The following is a 19,988-nucleotide window of genomic DNA, read 5'->3' as shown; positions in this document are numbered from 1 at the left end:
ATGTAGTAAAATTGTTAGTGCTTGTTAAATGCTTTTTTATTAAAAACAATTAAGATTCCAACTCCTGTAGAAATCGCCATATCGGCAAAATTAAAAATTGCATTAAAAAATTTAAATGATTCTCCGCCCCATATTGGTAACCATGTTGGTATATTTCCTTCCCAAATAGGAAAATACAACATATCAACCACCTTACCATGAAATAATGTTCCGTAATGTTGCGGAGCAAACAATGTAGCTAAGTTATTATAACTATCATCGAAAATTATTCCATAAAAAACTGAATCTATAATATTCCCAGCTGCTCCTGCCATAATTAAAGAAATAGCAACAATTAAATACGTCGAAGCTTGTTTTTTTATAGAATCATATAACCAATATCCAATACCAAAAACAGCAAAAATCCTAAACACTGTCAAAATCAATTTTCCGTATTCACCTGGAATTTTTGTTCCCCAAGCCATTCCTTCATTTTCTATAAAAAGAATCTTAAACCATTTAAAAACCTCTACCTCTTCACTTAGAACAAAGTTTGTTTTAATGTAAATTTTAGAAACCTGATCGATAAGTAAAATAATGAAAATAAGTAAATACGCTTTTCGTAGTGACATTTTGTAATTTTTTATTGGCGCAAAAGTAACAATTAAATCAAAAAAAACGCTCCCAATGGAGCGTTAATTATTTCGTAACAAAATGTTCTCTATTTCCTTCCATTATATCTAACAGGTTTTGATCCTTCATAAAAAAAACTAGAGATTGAATCAAACAATCCTTTCGTTTCTTTTTTACCTTCACTGGATTTAATATTATCACTCTGCGTACTTTTAGCACGAGCAACATTAAGCTTAATTCTTATTTTTTCAAAATCCTTCATTCTATTATCAACATCGGACTTCACATCTCTAAATTTCAATACTTTAGTCATAACTTTTTATATTAAATTAAAAATTACTTGTTTTTATATTCGCATACAATAATACATAAAAAAAATTTATTTATTAAACAAATTAACGATATAGCACATGAAAAAATTATATTTTTTTAATTAAATTCGCTTTATCAATTATTTTTTAACAACTTTCCAAAACCCTACACAATGAATGAAATCACAATTATCCTAAATGAGTTTTTAATTCAGACGAAATCATCATCAGCCCTAATATCTGGTGTAAAAGGAAAATTAATAACCTCCCAACATTTAGATTATAGTGATAGTATTGCCGCAATGAGCGATGCTATCCTATCTATGAGCGACAAATTCCTAACTGACTTAGCTAAGGGATTACTAAAACAATTATACCTTAAAACTACCGATGGTGGTGTAGTAGTAATGAATAAAATAAACAATTCTCACAGTGTTATTGTTTTCTCTAATGACGGGAGCAATCTCGGATTGTTTTTACGAAATATTGATGAACTAGCGACTAAACTTAGCAGTAACAGCCTTTTAAAATAATTAATAACCAATAAACCCCCGAAAATTATGAGTAATGACTTCTTAAATGTGTTTTTAAATGACATGAAAACCAATGTAAATGGCTTTATAGCTGTAGCTGTAACCGAAATTGAATCAGGATTAAGCTTTGGAAACTTAACAATAGACCCAGGCTTTGACCCTGAACTGGCAGCTGCTTATAACCTCGAAGTAGTAAAAGCAAAATTGAGTGCCGTAAAAGCTTTAAATCTAAACCAGGACATCGAAGATATTTTGATTACACTTTCTAATCAGATTCACATTATCGATATTTCTCCAAACAAAAAATTCATGATCTATCTTGCTGCAGACTCAACTAAAGCAAATCTAGGAATGACAAGAGCTGTTTTAAGAAAACACAAATTAGAGTTAGAGAAAAATCTAGCTTAGCAATAACATCTTCTTTAATTAAAACTGTCTTTCAGCAGACAGTTTTAATTAAATTGATTAATCCCAATAAAAATCTCAAAGTCCCAAATTAACAGTCTTTTTTTAAATCAACTTACTTCTTAAATTTATTGCAAAAAAAAACGCCCCTTAATTAGGAGCGCTTTGATTTATTTAAAAATTATCGTTGCAAATTTTTAGCTTCAATACTCATTGTAGCGTGAGGAACAATTTTTAATCTTTCTTTCCCGATTAATTTCCCTGTTACTTTACACACACCGTATGTTTTATTTTCTACACGGAATAGCGCATTCTTTAAATCTCGAATAAACTTTTCTTGTCTAATAGCTAACTGTGAATTCGCTTCTTTGGACATCGTTTCGCTTCCTTCTTCAAACGCTTTAAATGTTGGAGATGTGTCATCTGTACCGTTATTTAAATCATTCATATAAGCGCTTTTAATCAAGTCTAAATCTGCTTGCGCTTTTTGTATTTTACCCAAAATGATCTCTTTAAATTCCGCTAGATCAGCGTCAGAGTATCTTGTAATTTCATCTACCATCTTGTATTTATTTTGAAATTAATATCATTGTTTTTATATCATCAAACTCAATTTCTATGCCGCTTTCTAATTCGTCTAAGAAAACTAAGCTATATGTTAATGTCTCAGACTTAATATAGTCTTCGTTTTTAAGAATCGCATTTTCTAATATACCATTTCTTTTTATTTGTACCTTTATTTTATCGGTTACTTCGAATCCAGAATCTTTACGGATATTTTGAATTCTATTTACCAATTCTCTTGCGATACCCTCATTTTTCAATTCTTCCGTGATTGTAATATCAAGCGCAACTGTTATTCCGTTTGAATTTGCAACCAACCAACCTTCGATATCTTGTGACGTTATTTCGACATCTTCTAATGATAAAGTTACACTATTTCCAGCAATAACAACACCTAACGAACCTTCCTTGTCTAACTGACTAATTTGTTCTGCAGTAAAAGACTGTATCTCTTTGGAAATCAATCCCATATCTTTTCCAAATCGTGGACCCAATGCTTTAAAATTAGGCTTAATTTGCTTTACCAGAATCCCCGAAGCATCATCTAAAAGAACGATTTCTTTCACATTAACCTCTGCTTTTACCAGCTCAGAAACTGCCTCAATTTCACTACGCTGATTATCGTCAAGTACTGGTATCATTACCTTTTGCAATGGTTGACGCACCTTAATCATTTCTTTCTTACGAAGTGATAAAACAAGTGATGAGATAATTTGCGCCTTCTGCATTTTACTCTCTAACATTTTATTAACAAAGTTTTCAACGTATTTTGGAAACTCTGCCAAATGTACACTACCGTAATTTTCTGACTGCGTTGAAGTTGTTAAGTCTCTGTAAAGCTTATCCATAAAGAATGGAGCAATCGGAGCACTTAGTTTACTTATTGTTAACAAACACGTATAAAGTGTCTGATATGCCGCTATTTTATCCTGTGCGTACTCTCCTTTCCAAAAACGACGACGACACAAACGAACGTACCAATTGCTTAAATTCTCTTGTACAAAGTCTGAAATTGCACGAGCAGCTCTTGTTGGTTCATAATCAGCATAAAAACCATCAACCTCTTTGATAAGCGTATTTAACTCAGAAATAATCCATTGATCAATTTCTGGTCTTTCGTTTAACGGAATTTCTGCTTCAGCATATTTAAATCCATCGATGTTTGCATACAATGAAAAGAATGAATAAGTATTGTATAATGTTCCAAAGAACTTACGACGAACCTCAGCAATTCCTTCTATATCAAATTTCAAATTATCCCAAGGATTTGCATTCGAAATCATATACCAACGCGTTGCATCTGGACCAAACTCTTCTAATGTTTTAAATGGATCTGTTGCATTCCCCAAACGTTTAGACATTTTTTGTCCATTTTTATCCAAAACCAATCCGTTTGAAACAACATTTTTATAGGCTACTTTATCAAAAACCAATGTTCCAATTGCATGTAATGTATAAAACCATCCACGTGTTTGGTCTACTCCTTCGGCAATAAAATCGGCTGGAAAATCTTTATTTCCATCTATTTTATCTTTATTTTCGAAAGGATAATGCCATTGTGCATAAGGCATCGCTCCAGAATCAAACCAAACATCAATTAAGTCGGCTTCACGTTGCATTGGTTTTCCTGTTGCAGAAACCAAAGTAATCTTATCTACTATGTTTTTATGTAAATCGATTAAATCGTAATTGCTTTCGCTCATATTTCCGATTTCAAAACCTTTGAACGGATTTTCTTTTTGAAAACCTGCTGTTATTGATTTTTCGATTTCATTATACAGTTCTTCTACTGAACCAATAAGAACTTCTTCTTGTTTATCTTCTGTTCTCCAAATTGGTAATGGTATTCCCCAATAACGTGAACGCGATAAATTCCAATCGTTAGCATTTTTCAACCAATTTCCAAAACGACCTTCTCCTGTTGCTTTTGGCTTCCAGTTGATTGTTTCGTTAAGATCAAACATTTTATCTCTTACATCTGTGATTTTTATAAACCAAGAATCAAGAGGATAATATAATAAAGGTTCATCTGTTCTCCAGCTATGTGGATAACTGTGCACATACTTCTCAACCTTAAATGCTTTGTTTTCTTCTTTAAGACGAATCGCTATTTCAACATCTACAGAACGTTCTGGCGCTGTACCTTCGTCATAATATTCATTTTTTACATATTTACCAGCATATTCACCTACATGCGAAGTGAATTTTCCTTGTAAATCAACTAAAGGAACTGGGTTTCCATTTTCGTCCAATACTAACATTGGCGGAACTTCTGGCTTAGCTTCTTTGGCTACTTTAGCATCATCTGCTCCAAATGTAGGTGCTGTATGTACAATTCCTGTTCCGTCTTCGGTAGTTACAAAATCTCCCGAAATTACTCTAAAAGCATTCTCTGGGTTTTGATATGGTAGCACAAATGGCAACAATTGTTCGTAAAGAATACCTACTAAATCTATCCCTTTTGATTCGGTTAAGATTTGATATGGAATCTTCTTATCTCCACTTTTGAAATTTTCAAAATCTGCAACATCATTACTTTCGAAGAAACCTTTACTAAATTGTTTTCCAACTAAATTCTTAGCTAAAATAACACAGATTGGTTCAAACGTGTATTGATTGAATGTTTTAACCAGAACGTAATCAATTTTTGGCCCAACGGTCAAAGCAGTATTCGATGGCAATGTCCAAGGCGTTGTTGTCCAAGCCAAAATGTGAATATCACCAAATCCTTGAAGAAAACTTGGTAATGTCTCGTTTAGTGCTTTAAATTGTGCTACAACTGTTGTGTCGGTAACATCCCTATAACTTCCAGGTTGGTTTACTTCGTGCGAAGACAATCCTGTTCCTGCTTTTGGAGAATATGGTTGTATAGTATAACCTTTATACATCAAACCTTTATCATAGATTTGTTTTAAAAGCCACCAAACTGACTCCATGTACTTTGGTTTATAAGTTACATATGGATCTTCCATATCTACCCAATATCCCATTTTTTCGGTCAGGTCATTCCATACGTCGGTATAACGCATTACGGTTTTTTTACACGCTTCGTTATATTCTTCGATAGAAATTGTTTTACCAATATCTTCTTTTGTGATTCCTAGTTCTTTTTCGGTACCTAATTCTACAGGTAATCCGTGTGTATCCCAACCCGCTTTCCTTTTTACCTGAAAACCTTTTTGAGTTTTATATCTGCAAAAAATATCTTTAATCGCACGTGCCATCACGTGGTGAATTCCTGGCAATCCGTTTGCTGAAGGGGGACCTTCAAAAAACACGAAAGGCTCGGCACCTTCGCGAGTAGTTACACTCTTTTCAAATATATTTTCTTTCTTCCAAAAATCAAGTACTTCTGACGCTACTGTTGGCAAGTCAAGTCCTTTGTATTCAGTAAATTTTGTGCTCATTTTATTCTTTTCTTAAACGAGGTGCGAAAGTAAGGAATTTTGGATTATTGTCCATCACTTTATTGAAATTTCACAAACATTTGTTGAGACAATAAATACAAAAACAAAAGAATTGATTAGTTTCTGCTATTAATCTCAATATTTTGAGTCAATAATACCGAAACCAATCAATTCTAGTTCTTTTTCTGTACAATAATTGAAGACTATTTAAATCCTCCGAAATAGACTTCTTTCATAAAAATTCTATTTCCAAAAACTGGGTTTATTTCTATTTTTTCACGAACTTCCTGATAAAGTGTTTCACCATTAAAATCTTCGATTTCATAGTTAATTTTATAAGGAATTTTTCCTGAATTTAATGCAGCTACTGGACGATAATCTCCATAAAGTCTTCTTTCAAAAAAGCTTTTGTTACCATTGTCAAATTCTGTTTTTTCGGTTGAAACTATATTAAAATTCTCTTTGTCAATAAAAACATGATAATCTGTTTTAGGAATTGTTCTGTTTCCTGTACTTAATGTTTTCTCAAAATAATTTAGATGATAACATAATCTTCCTTCATACATTTCATCTTGTAAAACCTCAAAATTATTCCATAAATCAAGCCTTAAATCTGTCAGAAAATTGATCAAATCAACATTCTTAGATAAATTACTATAATCATAAGTTGATAACTTTGCCCATTTTGCATTAACACCTCTTTCACGATCATCATGACTCCATGCTTCGGCTCCATTTATAATTTCATAATAGGTTTCAGGCATTTTTTTCTTCAAAAGATAATTTGATGTAGTTGCCCATTTTTCTTCTGTTTGAGGCACGTTATTTCCTTCTATAGAAAGTTTAGAGAGAAAATGTGCTTTTTCTATTTTTTTCAAAGCCTGACTTCCGCCTAAATTATCCACAACCTTGGCCAATAAATTAGCGTTTAGCTGATACGGTATAGAATCAAGCAAATTAAACCTTTGCGTTTTTGCCTTTTCTAAATATGTTTCGCGGTTCAATTTTTCGATTTCCCATGCCGCATCTTGTTGCTCTATTTTTTCAAAAAAAGCTAGTCTTTTCTCTTCTTTTTCTTCGGCAATTTTAAGACCTAATTTTTTAAGATCTGCAAAACGAGTCGTGTGACATCTTATTTTTTTATCAGCAAAATAAGCATTATTTACGCTTTTAACGATAGAAGCTCCTCTGGAATCTTGCTTGTCATTCTCAATAAGTAAATTAGCATACATTAACGTTTTTTCTTTATTTTCAAGTAAAAAATAAGTTTCGGCTAAATTGTTTGTTACAATAAATCGTATGTTTTCATTAGCGGGTGAAGGCGGATATTTAACCAATAAGCTTTCCAGATATTGCAAATGTGGCGTTAGCAATTTCTCATCTAATCCTTTTTCTAATGTTACTTTTGCTATTTGAGCTGTAATTTCGTTCTCAAATGCCAGTATCTGATTGTATTCAGAATGTCCTTTAGAAGTTACAAATTCAAACTTTATTTTATCCTCACCTGTTTTATACCTTAATTTGTAATTAAGATATCTTTGTATGGATTCAACAGAACTGTAAATTACTCTATCTAATCCTAATTCTGCAACAGTAAAATTCCCGTCTTTCTCTGCTTCTACAATTTTTTTATTATTCATTTCTATAGCAGCTCGCAAATTGTCTTTTTTAGAGCCAAATGCAAGTAAATAGGATTCTACAGTATTAAAATCTTGGGTTAACAGAAGTTTATCAGCACATTTAGCTTCCATTTTTATCTTTACACTATAATTAGAAAAAGCCTGAAACATCCAGCCATTCTTTTTATCAAATGTACTGTCGATTTTTGTTGCCTTATATTGTGGTAGTTCAACGGTTAAATAAATTTTCAGTTTTCCGTTTACAGGATCTTTTATAAATCCTTCTATATTAAAGTAATTTTTCTTCAATATAGGCTCTTCTTGTATTAACTGTTTATCCATTTGATAAAAAGTGGTTTGTGTTAACACATTATCAAGAACAGGAAATTCCGAATATTTAATTACAGGTATGTAAAATTTCTTTTTTTTTGAACTTATTTTTTCTTGTGCCTGAATTGAACCAATTACAAGCAAAGCAGCTAAGAATACTATATTTTTCATAGGCAAAAAAAAAGCCATCAGTAGTAAATCCTGATGGCTTTAAGATTTTTATTTCTTATTAAAAATTTGAATAGATTTATCAGACACATAAAAAATATTTTGTGTCGCAGGATCTACTTCATAAACTGGTTTTGTGTTATTGAAAATAATTTTATCAACTTCTACCCCATTTACTTTACTAACTTTTACTAAAACTTTTTCTCCACTATCTGCCTTTGCGAAAATATAAGAAAAATCTCTGTTTTGTTTCATTGCATTAAAACGAGAATTAAATTTAGCCGCTACGATACCAAGAGCAGCAGAAGCCCCTGCCATATTCTTAGCCTGATTCATTTTTGATTTATCTTCTTCTTTAATAACAGTAGATCTCATATTCCCGCTAGAATCACGATAGGTCATTGTTAACTCAGAAGCTTGTACGGCACTTACTGCCGAGCCAACTCCTAAACCAATACTTCCTGCAATTGCAGCGCTTTTAAGCAAACGTCTTGTTCCTTCACCAGGCTGTGTATAAGTAAGGTGGTATTTTATAGTTCCATCCATATTAACTCCCATTACCTCAACTGGTCCTGAAAGCACAACTCCCCAAGGAAATAATTCGATACTATTTAATTCTTTTTCTTTTTTGATTTTTACTTTAGCAAATGGCTCTGGTTTATCCTTAATACTTGGATCAAATTTGTATAACTTTCCGTCATTATATACTAAGTACGAATTTGTAGCTTCGTCATAAGTTGGCAAAACTGGACGTTTTTTATCAAAACCAATGTTACGTTTCCAAAGTTTAACTCCAGTTTTATAATCAACCATATTACCGTAAGTTCCAGTAAGATACATTACTTTTTCACCTACTTTTCCTAAGTAATAAATTGGATCTTCTTTGTCATCTGAAATTTCAATAAATTTTTTCCAAAGTTTTTCTCCGTCTTTGTTGATCAACATCATTTCATTCTCTGCGACATATAAGAAATCTTGATCTATTGGGATTACTCTTTTCAATCCATCTCCACGAGCGTCTTTTTTCCAAACTTTTTCTCCTGTAGTTAAATCAAAAAAGTTAAAACCACTATAATGAGCAATTAACAATTTTGTACCCCAGTCTTCTAAATAAACAACACGTTTTGTTTTAATAGATTCTTTCCAGATACTTTTCCCGTTTTCTGTATTCAAAACATTTAAATATTCTTTGGCTGCAAACAAACCTTTACTGTTTACTACTACAATATTTTTATCATTTTGAGTCAAAAAGAATCTTGAATAATCCTCTTCGGCTTTCCATTTTAATTTCCCTGAATTTCTGTCAAATGAATACAGTTTCCCGTACAATAAATAATAAATTACTGATCCGTGTACCGTTGCTTTATTCGTGTTTGCAGACTCTTTTAGTGAAAAACTAAATAATGATTTTGCTTTATCTACAGTTGTATTCCATTTTAACTCTCCTGTTTTCATATCTAATAAAGCAATTGCCATATCTCCGTCTTTTTTCAAAGTAAGCAAATACTCATCTGTTTCAGGAATAAAATCTGATTGAGTTACCCAAAAAGACTCTTTAGAAGAGTTGTATACAATCTTACCTGTATCGGTATTAATGATTATATATTTACTATTAATATAAGCCTCAACATATGGACTACCCCCAACGCTGGTTAAAGCACTTTTGTCCTTAAAAACTTTTCCGAAATCAGGATCACTTAAAATATCTCCTGCAGAAATAGCCCCAAAATCATCTTTGGTCAATGTCCAAACTATTTGTTTCGTTTCTGGGTCTAAACCTTTTACAGTTCCGCCTTCTTTAAAAACTACAATCCCTGTAATTTCATTCTGTACCATGTCCTGTACAGCATTGTCTGTATTGATTATTTCGTCATATTTCCTTTGGGAAAAAGCCGAAATACTCACTAATAAAAGTAGAATAATCGAAAAAGTAATTTTCTTCATGTTAGTTTTTTTTAAAATTTTATAGTTAAGAATAAATAATGTTCTTGAAATTGATTATAAAAGATTGGAATCTTCAAAATTTTACAAAAACAACAGCGCAAATATATAAAATAGGATTCGGTTTTAAGAAAATATTTCTTTCAAAACTTCTAGTGATTTAGGCCTTTTAAAACCATCCAAATGAAAGCTATAATAGTCTATCAAGATTTTCAAAAGGAGTTGTCGTTCAATAACATGGAATACTTTTTGATCGTTATCAAACTTTAAGTCAATGAGCTTCTTAAATAAATTAGTTTCATGCTCTGTTAATGCACTTAGACCATGAAAAAGAGTAAAGACACCTTCGTTCATTTCGAAAAATGGCAGATCAGCATCCGAAACATCAGGATAAAAGCCTAAATATTTAGTGGTTTCTAGCATCAAGATCAGATGAAAATTAGTAATTTCATCATGTTGATCCAACCAAAACAAAGCAGTTTCTAAGAAAACAAAAAGAGATTCATTCTTTTCTTCTTCCTGAATAGAGTAATGCAAAATCTCTGACAGAAACATTACAATTGTACTTTTTACAATGTCAGTATGAATGGTTTGAAAAGGAATTCCTATTTTTATTTCCTTGAAGTTTTCTAATGTACCTTTATTTTTATGTACTGCTTCAATCTCAAGAATAGTTAACGGCTGGAAATAAGCGATTTTTTGACTAGATTTACGAGTTGAAAAAGCATCTCTAACAAAATAAGTCTTCAATCCATGCGAAAGGGTAAAACACTTGGCAATCAAGCTTTTTTCTTGGAATTTTATAGCCGAAATGACAATTGCTTTGGTTTTAACTTGCAAAATTGGATTAATTAGTCCCGATAACTATCGGGAATTGGATTATTTAGACTTCTTGAGCTGTTGGACTTATTAGATTTAAAACTGACTACTGAACACTGTTTGCTATCGTATAATCATCACTTTTTTAACTTTGGTTTCACCTCCATCTTGTGCCGAAATAATAATCATATATACACCAGAAGCTACTCTATATTTCCCAAAAGCTGTTGTATCCCATTCGATTGTTCCTCCTTCAGAAGTTGTTTCATACACCAGATTACCTTCAATATCTGTAATTTTAATATTTGCTTTATCAAGTAATCCTACAATTTTTACTGTTCCGGAAAATTCGGGACGCACAGGATTTGGATATACGTATACGCTATTCAAATCTTCATTCGCTTGGGTTGCAATTCCTTTAAACGAAATCATTCCTTTGTTTGTTGCTATATAAACTTCTCCTGTAACACTGTTTATTCCAATATCGTTGATTTGGTTACTCGGTAATGGCGAATTATTTATAGTAAAATGATATTTGGTTTCCTGTCCGTTTGGTGAAACTAAAAACACTCCAGAATCTGCAGTTCCAATCCATTTATTATTGGCCCCATCAACGACAATTGCAGTAATAAATTGTTCATAAAGTAATTCCTGAGCCAAACCATCATCCATGATAATGATTGGGTTAGATTTTAATTGATTTTCTGTTTGAAAGTTATTTACATTACTCAAAACGCGAAGCCCTTTTGTTGTGCCAATCCAAAGCTGATTTTTAGCATCCACAGCAACTGCCCTTACGTCTATTGCCGGCAGATTCCCCACATCCAACCCTTCTGTCATTTTTTTGACTGTATTTGTACTTTCGTTAAAACCAATTACGCCATCTCTATTTGTACCGATCCATTTTGTACTATTATTATCAATAACCATAGTACTAAAACTTGTATCTTCAGGTTTAATAAGAGCCGTACTAATAGGGAATGTTTGCCACTGTCCATTGGTTCTTAAAACCTTTAGTCCATTTTTTATTAAACTATTCGTAACCCATAAATTTCCTGATTTATCAAAAGTAGTTCCATTTATCCTAACATCTATATAACCAGGTCCTAAAAAAGTAAGGCTTTCCAATCCACTATTCGCTTGATTGTATAAAATCGAAGGGGTATCATTTTCTATTTTTAATAATCCCGAAAAAAACGAACTTGCATACACTTGATTTTCATTATTAGGATTAACAATAACCCTTGTCATTGATTTAGCTTGAAGCACTTTTTCGTATGGTATGTTCAACCATCCAGTAGTATTGAATTTACTAATTCCATAACTAGCTAAAGGATATGGATTATAAGACGAATTATAATTTCCATAAACCGCCCAAAGCACATTTGGTGTAACATTAATAGCAAAGATATCATTCCGTGATGGCCCAATTGGCATAACATTCTCAAAAAATGAAGTTCCTAAAAGTTTAGAAACATAAAGTCCATTTTCATTCGTACCAATGTATATCTTATCTCCTACAGCAGTTGCACAAGTAAAACTTAGCATTGTTGTCGCCACATCACTATTTTTTATTTGGCGCAGTAAAATCATTTGATTGTCATATATATAAACGGTACTTGTTGTAGTTATAAATAAATTATGATTTTTAGCTCTCATATCCTTAGCTGATTCTGGAAGTGACATAAAGCCAACAAAAGCACCTGAAACTGAGTCATAATTATTAATATAACCCGACGTATTAATTGCTATAAGTTTTGTATCGTTTGTTTCTATACTTGACCAATCTCCTCCAGCAGCAACAGCCCACTGATTATAATCGACTAAATTAGCATTTGTGATACTAGCTCTCCTAATACCGCTATTGGTAGCTGCATAAATAAATCCGTTATAAATTGTAGCTTGTCTTACATTAATCTGCGCTCCATTATCTCCAATAAAATAAGTATCTCCAAATTGTAATGTCTTCAAATTAAACTGAACTATTCCAAAATCACACGAAACATAAACTATTCCGTCGTGTTCTACAAAATGATTGATTTTTTTAAGGTTCGTGGGAAGTTGTTTATTAATGATATCAACCACTTTTACGATACTTCCATCAGCTTCATTAATAACTGTCATCAATCCATTTTCATATCCAATAAGTGTTTTACGAAATAACTCACTATGATATAAAGATGAAATAGTTTGTCCTGAAAGACCATCTACAGTATTTACAGTCTTAATAACATTTGTTATCGCATTTTTAGAAAACAATGCGTTATCTGTTGCTGCATAAATTGCCACAGGTGAATCTGAGACATCTTTAATATGATTATATGAAAAATACCCTTGCCATAAGAGTTTATTTTGTGCAAAACCAAATTGCATTAGCAACAAAACCAAACCGTAAAGAATCTTTTTTTCCATTATTTATACCTAACAATTGGTTTCACAAATATAATACAAACGAGAGTATTTGGATTTCGTTATGATATAAATAAAAAACGCCTCCGATTCGAAACTCGAATGGAGGCATTTTAATTGTATTATAAAAACTATACTACTCCTTGAGCAAGCATAGCATCTGCTACTTTTACAAATCCCGCAATATTAGCACCTTTTACATAATTTACGTAACCATCTTCACCAATGCCATATTTCTTACATTGATTGTGGATTCCTACCATTATATCTTTTAGTCTAAGATCTACTTCTTCACTAGTCCAGTTCAAACGAATTGAATTTTGTGTCATTTCTAATCCAGATGCGGCAACTCCACCAGCATTTGCAGCTTTTCCTGGAGCAAAAAGAACTTTCTTACCTACAAATTGTTTAATCGCATCAAGCGTACATGGCATATTTGCAGCTTCTGTAACACATAAAACTCCATTTGCAATTAATTTCTTAGCATCTTCTTCGTTCAATTCATTTTGAGTAGCACAAGGAATAGCAATATCTACTTTTACTTCCCATGGGCTTTTTCCTTTATGGAATTGAGCATTTGGATATTTTTCAACATACATTTCTGCTCTGTTATTTCCGCTAGCTCTCATTTCTACCATATGCTCGATTTTCTCTCCAGAAATCCCGTCTTCATCGTAAATATATCCATCAGGACCAGAAATTGTCACCAATTTTCCACCTAATTCATTTATCTTCAATGCTACTCCCCAAGCAACGTTTCCAAAACCTGAAATCGCAACTCTTTTTCCTTTAATCTCATGTCCGATAGTACGTAACATTTGATCTGTAAAATATACAACACCGTATCCAGTAGCTTCTGGTCTGATTAATGAACCACCATAAGCAATTCCTTTACCAGTTAAAACTCCTGTAAACTCATTTTTGATTCTTTTGTATTGACCAAATAAGTATCCAATTTCTCTAGCTCCAACACCAATATCTCCAGCTGGAACGTCTAGATCTGGTCCAATATGACGACATAATTCTGTCATAAATGACTGGCAGAAACGCATAATTTCTCCATCAGATTTTCCTTCAGGATCAAAATCAGCCCCACCTTTTCCACCTCCCATAGGAAGTGTTGTTAAACTGTTTTTGAAAACTTGTTCAAAAGCCAAAAACTTTAAAACTGATAAATTCACTGTATGATGAAATCTAATTCCACCTTTATATGGTCCGATTGCTGAATTCATCTGAATTCTAAATCCTCTATTAACTACAATTTCTCCTTTATCATCAACCCATGGCACTCTAAAAATTATAGAACGCTCTGGCTCTGCAATTCTAAGAAGTAAATTCTTACCATCATATTTTTTTTGATCTGCAATGAATGGAATTACTGTTTCAGCAAATTCTCTAACTGCTTGAATGAATTCAGGTTCATTTGGATTTTTTGACTCTACAAGAGCCATAAATTCATTTATTTTTTGTTTCATTTTATAAAAAATTTATCAAATAAATTAATCTTATTATTTACTCAACCAAACAACAAAAAACTCACATAATAGTGGTCTTTTGTTATTTTGCACAAATATACGCCTAATAAAGAAATGTGAGATACTATTTCACAATTTGTAAGCAGAATTATATTATTAATACATATTTTTAAAAATACATATTTTTAACGCAATGCCTTGTACGAAAACGTTATAGTTTCAAAGCAAAAAAGACATACTCCTTACTAATTATATTTTTTTTAATTTTTAATGATATACTAGAGATATTTATATCTTTGTGATGATAAGAAAATTAAACCTAATGTTCAAAAACACAATAATATCATTATTAATTTCGTTTATTTTTTCACACAATTCAAATGCACAATCGAGACTAGCACATGAAATCGGTATTATCGCTGGACCTATTTCATTCAGATCAGATTATGGACAAAGAGATAATGCCTCAACTAATGTTGGAAACACGGGATTCGGTATTGGGCTTGTACATTTTTTAAACTTTTCATACAATTCTAGACGCGAAAATTATCTAAATGAACACTTTAAAGTTCGTTCTGAAATTTCATTCAACAAAACGAATTTAGAACATTTCGGAGCAACTGTAAACGGTAACCCTAATAGCATTGGTGTTAAACAACTTAAGGCCATGAGTGGTAAATCAACCTTAGCCAATATTGGTTTTCAATTAGAATATTCTCCATTCATGAGAATACACGCTTATGAAAATACCGTTGGCGGATTTAGTCCTTATATAAGCATCGGTGCTCAATTCAGCTATTACAGTACCAAAGTAAGCTCAACATTAGGTCCTTTAGGAAATACTGCAACTACTTTCCCAAAATACTTAACCCCTTCAGATGGACATCAATATGGGTTTTCTAACCAAAGCGGAACTGTTCTATCGGTTACTTATGGAGCTGGAGTACATTATAAACTAGCTCCTTTACATGATTTATTATTCGAGGCAAGATTCCAATATTACAACTCCGATTGGATTGATGGATTAAATCCAAACAAGAATATTTATAAAGAAAACAAATCCAACGACAATCAGATCTGGTTTAATTTTGGATATGTATATTATTTAGATCTTTAAAACCAGTTTTATATAAAACAAAACCCCCAACATTTATAAATATTGGGGGTTTTGTATTTGTAGCCTATTTTTATTATTCTAAAGCCTGTTTCAAATCGGCAATTAAATCTTCTGCATCCTCGATTCCAACGCTTAATCGAACTAAATCATCAGTAATACCAACTTCTTTTCTCTTATCTGCAGGGATTGAAGCGTGAGTCATTAAAGCTGGGTGATTTGCCAAAGATTCTACTCCTCCTAAAGATTCTGCTAAAGTAAATACTTTTAATTTTTCTAAAAAGTCAATCGAATCTTCTTTTTTACCTGAAGCAAAAGTAAAAGAAACCATCCCCCCAAAAGCTTTCATTTGTTTTTTGGCAATTTCATGAAATGGGTGATTAGGCAAACCTGGATAATAAACTGTTCCTATTTTAGGATGATTACTTAAAAACTCAACCACTTTTTCTCCATTCTCACAATGTCTTTGCACACGTAAATGAAGTGTCTTAATTCCTCTTAAAACCAAGAAACTATCCATTGGTCCCAGAGTTGCTCCTGTAGCAAATTGTTGAAAATGTAATTGCTCTCCCAAAGCTTCATCTTTTACAATTAAAGCTCCTGCTATAACATCTGAATGTCCTCCTAAGTATTTTGTTGCAGAGTGCATTACAATATCTGCTCCTAGATCAAGAGGCTTTTGTAAATATGGTGTTGCAAAAGTATTATCTACTGCAAATAATATTTTTTTCTCTTTAGTGATTTTGGCAATTTCCTGAATATCTGCCAATTTCATTAACGGATTTGTTGGTGTTTCTACCCAAACCAACTTAGTATTTTCGTTTATTAAAGATTTAAACTTTGCGATATCATTCATATCTACAAAATGGAATTTTATTCCTGAATCTTTATAAATACGAGTAAACATACGATATGTTCCTCCGTATAAATCATCCATGGCAATAATTTCATCTCCTGCCTTAAATGAACGTAAAACACAATCAGTCGCCGCTAATCCTGATGAAAAAGCCAATCCACGTGTTCCATTTTCAATACTAGCCAATGCATTTTCAAGAGCTGATCTAGTAGGATTTGATGCTCTACTATATTCATAATCTCCAAGAGGCTGTCCTGGGCTTGTTTGTATAAATGTTGATGTTTGATACACTGGAGGCATTACTGCTCCTGTGCTTGGATCATGATGCTGTCCACCGTGTATAACTTTAGTATTGAATTTCATATCTTTATATTTTTGTAACTCTAAAATGTTTTACAAATTTACCCTTTAATTTATTTTAATCAAGACACAAGTTAATACCTTTGTAATTAATTAACATTTTAAAGATGAGACATTATACTTTTTTATTCGTAACCCTTTTTATTTTAACAAGTTGTACTAAAGAACTTTCGTTCAAAGAACAAACGTTTGAAAAGAAATCAACTTTACCATGTAAAAGCAATTGCCCACAAATTAGCTTAAAAATACCTATTGCTCAGAATCCTCCTATTGTAGCAGATAGCATCAACAAAAAAGTATTTTCAGTTCTAAAAGAAATCGTTTATTTTGGAGAAAAACCATTTGAATCAACTGACTACAATGACTTAACGACTTCCTTTATTGGCTCGTATGAAGAAATGCACAAAAAATTTCCTGATGATAAATTCGGTTGGGAAGCCAAAATTGAAGGCAATATAGAATACCAGTCTGATAGTATTATAAATATAAAAATCAATCATTATACCTTTACAGGAGGTGCTCATGGATATCAAGGATACCGTTCTTTATTGTTTAATCCTAAAACTGGAAAAACAATTACAAACAAAAAATTATTTGTAAACGAAAAGGATTTTAAAGTCTTTGCAGAAAAACAATTCAGAGCAAAATATAAAATTCCTGTCACCGGAAGTATTAATGCAACAGGTTTAATGTTTGAAAATGAAAAATTTAATCTGCCTTTAAATATTTTTTATACAAAAGAAGGATTACTACTTTATTACAACTCTTATGAAGCTGCTTCGTATGCAGATGGTCCAAAAGAATTGCTATTGCCTTATGATAAAGTAAATGATTATTTAGTATTTAAATAATTCTTGAAAACGAAAATAATTTAGCTAAAGCCAAAACAACCTTAATTATCTCCTCCAGTTAAAACTGGAGGCAATTAAACCTTAGAACCTCTAATAAAGACACACTGTAGTGTATCTTTGCGAAACATAGCGTTATCCTCCTACGAAGGAAACCTTAGTGCCTTTCTCACTGCACATCATATTTCATCTTTCGTAAGATTCGTAAAGCTTCTTTAAAAGATAAATACACTTGTGTAAATGGTTTTAAAAGAAGCTTAGCATCAATTAATTTTTGCTTAGCATCTTCAAATCCATTGAGGTAGCAGATCATAAAAGTAGAAGGTAAATTCTCTAAATCTATCATTTCCCGATTAGACAATACAAGTCCTTTTTGTACTTTGACAAGTAATGCAATATTGGAATTGTATATATGAAACAGCATTTTTCTATTAAATTCTGGCGGCTGAAAAAGTATTTCTCTATCAATTTTATAGTAGCCATTTTCAAAAAAATGAATTGTTTGTTGCTCCAACGGATAATAACTTGTTTTGTCATTTAATCCCAACGGAACATATTCTAGAATAGTAAAAGTATCATCATTATAAGTAATCGTAACCACGTCCTGAGCTGAGTAAAACAACTTAATTTGCTCATTTATCAGTTCGATATCCACTCGAGATAAAAATGTTTTATCACGAGATTTATTCGGAACTCCTGCCCAACAAATCACAAATAATTCCTTAAAAACTTTATACTTTGGCGACATATCCTTATGTCTAAAATTCATAAAATCGATTACTCCATCTAGAGTATACCCTATACTATTACGTGAATTATTTTCGATCCCGATTACTGTTTCGGTATTCTGATAATTTTTCTCAACTTCTCTTTCTTCAACTGGAACCGAATTACTTCCTCGCCTAATAAAAACACTATTGGCAACAATGGTATGAATTCCTTTTTTGAAATATGATATTTTGCTTTTAGGTTTGATTGTAACCAATCCTATCACTTTATCTTTGGGGAGATTAGGAAAAGGTACATTTTCATATTGAATTTTTGGTGGATTTTCAAGAAAAGCATTAACTAGATTCTGAATTCGACTATCGTCAAAAAAATCGTCTCCTACAATTTCATTGTCTTGATCCTCAACCCCTACAACTATATAAGAATTATTTGTTGGATTAGAATTAGACAACGCACAAATATGTTTTAAAAACTTCGCTTTCCCTTCACGAGAATGCAAATTTAATTGCCTTTTTTTATCATAAAAACTACTCTCATCATTATGCGCGAGCAGGTTTTTTATTAAAAGGCGCTTATTTATCATATATTTTAGACTTCTTAAATTATTAGATTGTACGATTATTGGATTGTTTGATTATAAATATCATATTCACAATTTCTATTAGTCTAATTAGCTAAAAAACCTAGCTAAACTAATTAATCTCTTTTAACTATTGTTGACGAAGCTTGAGCAGTACTCATAACAACCAAGTCCGCAATATTTACATGATAGGGTCTTGAAACCACAAAATGAATAATATCAGCAATGTCTTCTGCTTGTAAGGGAGTAAATCCTTTATAAACATTTGAAGCTCTATCAGCATCACCTTTAAAACGCACTTCACTAAATTCGGTCTCAACCATTCCTGGATGAATTGCACCTACTCTAATTCCGAATGGATTTAGATCAATTCGCATTCCTTGACTAATCGCATCAACAGCATGTTTTGTACCACAATACACATTCCCATTAGGATAAACTTCTTTTGCAGCTGTTGAACCAATATTAATAATATGTCCCGACTTCCTTGCGCTCATTTGCGGTATAATCGCTTTAGAAACATATAAAAGTCCCTTTACATTTATATCAATCATAGCATCCCAATCGTCTAAATCACCTGTCTGAATCGGATCCAATCCATGCGCGTTTCCTGCATTATTGATAAGAACATCAATAACAGAAAATGATTCTGGCAAAGAACCTATACGCTCTAGAACAGCTTCCTTATCACGAACATCAAATGCCAATGTGTGTACTTCAGTATATTCCGAAAGTGCTGCCTCAAGCTCTGCTAATCGGTCTTGCCTCCTTCCACAAAGAATAACTTTATAATTGTTTTTTGCTAATATTTGCGCTGTAGCTTTACCTATACCACTTGTAGCGCCAGTTATCAAAGCTGTTTTTTTCATTCTCCTTTATTGTTAACACATAGAAATATTAATTGCATT

16 protein-coding genes are annotated in these 19,988 nt (G+C 32.1%); 4 read left to right on the top strand and 12 right to left on the bottom strand.

Annotated elements, in window-relative coordinates:
* Positions 1-14: 14 nt before the first annotated feature.
* Both IUY40_RS05990 and IUY40_RS05985 read right to left on the bottom strand, forming a co-directional pair.
* A complete protein-coding gene (locus tag IUY40_RS05990; RefSeq protein ID WP_195735955.1) occupies positions 15-611 on the bottom strand; it encodes a lipoprotein signal peptidase in 597 nt (198 codons plus the stop codon).
* 89 nt (positions 612-700) lie between these two features.
* Positions 701-925 carry a hypothetical protein gene (locus tag IUY40_RS05985; RefSeq protein WP_195735954.1) on the bottom strand — a complete coding sequence of 75 codons (225 nt, stop codon included), beginning with the start codon at positions 923-925 and terminating at the stop codon, positions 701-703.
* 171 nt (positions 926-1,096) lie between these two features.
* Between IUY40_RS05985 and IUY40_RS05980 the strand changes: the two genes are divergently transcribed.
* Positions 1,097-1,456 carry a roadblock/LC7 domain-containing protein gene (locus IUY40_RS05980; RefSeq protein ID WP_195735953.1) on the top strand — a complete coding sequence of 120 codons (360 nt, stop codon included), beginning with the start codon at positions 1,097-1,099 and terminating at the stop codon, positions 1,454-1,456.
* 27 nt (positions 1,457-1,483) lie between these two features.
* A complete protein-coding gene (locus IUY40_RS05975) occupies positions 1,484-1,864 on the top strand; it encodes a hypothetical protein (RefSeq protein WP_195735952.1) in 381 nt (126 codons plus the stop codon).
* A gap of 178 nt (positions 1,865-2,042) precedes the next feature.
* On the opposite strand, the gene IUY40_RS05970 is transcribed toward IUY40_RS05975, so the two are convergent.
* From IUY40_RS05970 to gdhA, 7 genes are all read right to left on the bottom strand, one after another.
* Complete coding sequence (locus tag IUY40_RS05970) at positions 2,043-2,423, bottom strand: TraR/DksA C4-type zinc finger protein (protein ID WP_082001802.1); 381 nt, start codon at positions 2,421-2,423, stop codon at positions 2,043-2,045.
* Positions 2,424-2,430: 7 nt separating this feature from the next.
* On the bottom strand, positions 2,431-5,832 hold the full coding sequence (ileS, locus tag IUY40_RS05965; protein WP_195735951.1) for an isoleucine--tRNA ligase: 3,402 nt from the start codon (positions 5,830-5,832) through the stop codon (positions 2,431-2,433).
* A gap of 203 nt (positions 5,833-6,035) precedes the next feature.
* Entirely contained in the window at positions 6,036-7,952 is a 1,917-nt protein-coding gene (locus IUY40_RS05960; RefSeq protein WP_229335408.1) for an Atg14 domain-containing protein, read from the bottom strand.
* Positions 7,953-8,000: 48 nt separating this feature from the next.
* Positions 8,001-9,893: a PQQ-binding-like beta-propeller repeat protein gene (locus IUY40_RS05955; RefSeq protein ID WP_195735950.1), complete on the bottom strand. Its 1,893-nt coding sequence runs from the start codon at positions 9,891-9,893 to the stop codon at positions 8,001-8,003.
* Between the two features lie 123 nt (positions 9,894-10,016).
* Positions 10,017-10,730, bottom strand: a complete 714-nt coding sequence (gene recO / locus IUY40_RS05950; protein WP_195735949.1) for a DNA repair protein RecO — start codon at positions 10,728-10,730, stop codon at positions 10,017-10,019.
* 102 nt (positions 10,731-10,832) lie between these two features.
* On the bottom strand, positions 10,833-13,121 hold the full coding sequence (locus tag IUY40_RS05945; RefSeq protein ID WP_195735948.1) for a T9SS type A sorting domain-containing protein: 2,289 nt from the start codon (positions 13,119-13,121) through the stop codon (positions 10,833-10,835).
* Between the two features lie 128 nt (positions 13,122-13,249).
* Positions 13,250-14,593 (bottom strand): NADP-specific glutamate dehydrogenase, encoded by a 1,344-nt coding sequence (gene gdhA, locus IUY40_RS05940; RefSeq protein ID WP_195735947.1) that lies wholly within the window; start codon positions 14,591-14,593, stop codon positions 13,250-13,252.
* A 322-nt stretch (positions 14,594-14,915) separates the two neighbouring features.
* On the opposite strand from gdhA, the gene IUY40_RS05935 reads away from it, so the two are divergent.
* Entirely contained in the window at positions 14,916-15,710 is a 795-nt protein-coding gene (locus tag IUY40_RS05935) for an outer membrane beta-barrel protein (RefSeq protein ID WP_195735946.1), read from the top strand.
* Positions 15,711-15,783: 73 nt separating this feature from the next.
* On the opposite strand, the gene IUY40_RS05930 is transcribed toward IUY40_RS05935, so the two are convergent.
* Entirely contained in the window at positions 15,784-16,926 is a 1,143-nt protein-coding gene (locus IUY40_RS05930) for a cystathionine gamma-synthase (RefSeq protein ID WP_195735945.1), read from the bottom strand.
* 104 nt (positions 16,927-17,030) lie between these two features.
* Here IUY40_RS05930 and IUY40_RS05925 point away from each other — a divergent pair, with 104 nt between their 5' ends.
* Positions 17,031-17,774, top strand: coding sequence for a DUF3298 and DUF4163 domain-containing protein (locus IUY40_RS05925; protein WP_195735944.1), 744 nt, complete (start codon positions 17,031-17,033; stop codon positions 17,772-17,774).
* 166 nt (positions 17,775-17,940) lie between these two features.
* Here the strand turns inward: IUY40_RS05925 and IUY40_RS05920 are convergent, their stop codons facing one another.
* Complete coding sequence (locus IUY40_RS05920; RefSeq protein ID WP_195735943.1) at positions 17,941-19,083, bottom strand: ATP-binding protein; 1,143 nt, start codon at positions 19,081-19,083, stop codon at positions 17,941-17,943.
* A gap of 113 nt (positions 19,084-19,196) precedes the next feature.
* A complete protein-coding gene (locus IUY40_RS05915; RefSeq protein WP_195735942.1) occupies positions 19,197-19,949 on the bottom strand; it encodes an SDR family NAD(P)-dependent oxidoreductase in 753 nt (250 codons plus the stop codon).
* Positions 19,950-19,988: the final 39 nt, after the last annotated feature.

Source organism: Flavobacterium sp. ALJ2, assembly GCF_015594725.1.
GTDB lineage: Bacteria > Bacteroidota > Bacteroidia > Flavobacteriales > Flavobacteriaceae > Flavobacterium.
The sequence above is the reverse complement of the archived record's forward strand: the minus strand, read 5'-3'. Positions and strand labels throughout refer to the sequence as shown.

Coding starts and splice junctions, on each gene's coding strand:
- IUY40_RS05990 (WP_195735955.1), bottom strand. CDS start 611: ATGTCACTACGAAAAGCGTATTTACTTATTTTCATTATTTTACTTATC.
- IUY40_RS05985 (WP_195735954.1), bottom strand. CDS start 925: ATGACTAAAGTATTGAAATTTAGAGATGTGAAGTCCGATGTTGATAAT.
- IUY40_RS05980 (WP_195735953.1), top strand. CDS start 1,097: ATGAATGAAATCACAATTATCCTAAATGAGTTTTTAATTCAGACGAAA.
- IUY40_RS05975 (WP_195735952.1), top strand. CDS start 1,484: ATGAGTAATGACTTCTTAAATGTGTTTTTAAATGACATGAAAACCAAT.
- IUY40_RS05970 (WP_082001802.1), bottom strand. CDS start 2,423: ATGGTAGATGAAATTACAAGATACTCTGACGCTGATCTAGCGGAATTT.
- ileS (WP_195735951.1), bottom strand. CDS start 5,832: ATGAGCACAAAATTTACTGAATACAAAGGACTTGACTTGCCAACAGTA.
- IUY40_RS05960 (WP_229335408.1), bottom strand. CDS start 7,952: ATGAAAAATATAGTATTCTTAGCTGCTTTGCTTGTAATTGGTTCAATT.
- IUY40_RS05955 (WP_195735950.1), bottom strand. CDS start 9,893: ATGAAGAAAATTACTTTTTCGATTATTCTACTTTTATTAGTGAGTATT.
- IUY40_RS05945 (WP_195735948.1), bottom strand. CDS start 13,121: ATGGAAAAAAAGATTCTTTACGGTTTGGTTTTGTTGCTAATGCAATTT.
- gdhA (WP_195735947.1), bottom strand. CDS start 14,593: ATGAAACAAAAAATAAATGAATTTATGGCTCTTGTAGAGTCAAAAAAT.
- IUY40_RS05935 (WP_195735946.1), top strand. CDS start 14,916: ATGTTCAAAAACACAATAATATCATTATTAATTTCGTTTATTTTTTCA.
- IUY40_RS05930 (WP_195735945.1), bottom strand. CDS start 16,926: ATGAAATTCAATACTAAAGTTATACACGGTGGACAGCATCATGATCCA.
- IUY40_RS05925 (WP_195735944.1), top strand. CDS start 17,031: ATGAGACATTATACTTTTTTATTCGTAACCCTTTTTATTTTAACAAGT.
- IUY40_RS05920 (WP_195735943.1), bottom strand. CDS start 19,083: ATGATAAATAAGCGCCTTTTAATAAAAAACCTGCTCGCGCATAATGAT.
- IUY40_RS05915 (WP_195735942.1), bottom strand. CDS start 19,949: ATGAAAAAAACAGCTTTGATAACTGGCGCTACAAGTGGTATAGGTAAA.